1 protein-coding gene and 1 pseudogene are annotated in these 1485 nt (G+C 71.0%); one reads left to right on the forward strand and one right to left on the reverse strand.

Translation table 11 applies throughout. From position 1 onward, the window contains the following. Positions 1-966 (reverse strand): annotated as a pseudogene (locus tag ACOV8S_RS22830) (hydrolase); the annotation flags it as partial. 211 nt (positions 967-1177) lie between these two features. Here ACOV8S_RS22830 and ACOV8S_RS22835 point away from each other — a divergent pair. Continuing rightward, positions 1178-1441, forward strand: a complete 264-nt coding sequence (locus ACOV8S_RS22835; protein WP_382552060.1) for a GlsB/YeaQ/YmgE family stress response membrane protein — start codon at positions 1178-1180, stop codon at positions 1439-1441. Positions 1442-1485 lie beyond the last annotated feature (44 nt).

The following is a 1485-nucleotide window of genomic DNA, read 5'->3' on the forward strand; positions in this document are numbered from 1 at the left end:
GCCCTCGCCGCCGGAGAGCCAGGCGGTGGCGTTCAGGGCGAGGGGTGCGTTGGTGGCGCCGGGGTCGTTCCACCCGTCGTAGAGGGTGTTGCCCGACTGGCCGGTGCCGTCGTCGACGGGCGAGGTGTCGCCCCAGAACGCGACCCGGCCGCTGCCGAAGGTGCTGGTGGCGAAGAAGGCTCCGGTGGTGCCGGAGTGGCCGGTCCGGTACAGCAGACCCTTGACGGAGGGGTTGTCGGCCAGGCGCAGCGTGGCGGTGGTGCCGCTGGCGATCAGGCTCTTGCTGACGTTGCCGAAGGGTCCGTGCAGCACGGGGTCGGCGCTGTCGTTGACCGCGGCCGGGAAGTCGGAACCTACGTTGAGGGTGTCGACGGTGATGCCGAACGGGTTGGTGGCGTCGACCGAGTTGTTGCTCATCAGGTCGTTGAAGACCTCGACGGCGTCGTAGCCGTCGTTGTTGCGGTCCGCACCGGTGTGGTCGGCGATCATGAAGAGTCCGCCGCCCCCCTGGACGAACTTCATGATCGCCGTCTTCTCGGCGGCCGTGAAGAGGGTGTTGGGCTCGGGGATCACCAGGGTGTCGAAGTTGGCGAGGTCCAGCGCGGCCGTGCCGCCGTAGCTGAGCGAGGAGCCGGACGGCAGCGTCTTCATGCTGTACCCGCCGGCCTTCTGCAGTGCGACGCCCCAGGCGGAGAGCGCCCCCGTCCAGTCGGTCTCGGCGGAGGGAGCCGAGTCCTGGAGCAGCGGGTCGGGCTGGCTGGTGGAGATGATCCAGTCCGCGTTGCCCGCCGTCTCGGCGTGCGCGTTGTCGAACAGGATCCGGTGGCCGGTGGCCTCCGCGGCGGCAGCGGCGGCCGGGGCCTCCTGCGGCTGGGCCGCGGCGCCGGCGATGCCGCCGGCGAGGAGCGAGGTGACGGTGAGGGCCGTGGCGAGGCCGCGGTGGCGGATACGACTGGGTCGGAGCATCCGGCATACCTCCTGAGGGGGGATCAGGGCGGGAAGAGAGGGTGCGGGTGGGGGTCCGCTCTCCGCGCGTAGACGGATACTGCCCAGGCCGCTACGCGCGTCAAACGGCTGAACGGTACATGACACTGCGGCAGGACCGTGCGGGCGGAGCGTGCAACTCCCGCGCGGGGGCACAAGAACCGCACGACGAACCCGAAGGGATGGGGAAAAGATGGAGGTCTCGGGCATCATCAGCGCGATCCTCATCGGCATCGTGATCGGCGTGCTGGGCCGGCTCGCCCTGCCCGGGCGCCAGCACATCGGAGTGCTGTGGACGATCGTGGTCGGCATCGCGGCGGCGCTGATCGGCTCCGCCCTCGCAGGAGCGTTCGGGGTACGCAGCACGGACGGGCCGGACTGGATCGAGTGGCTGATCCAGATCGCACTCGCCGCGGTGGGCGTGGCAGTGCTGGACCGCAGTCGCGCCACCCGCTGAGGCGCGGCGCCGGGCACGGCGAAGGGCGGGGAGGACCGGCGTCC

This window comes from Streptomyces sp. CO7 (assembly GCF_053474865.1).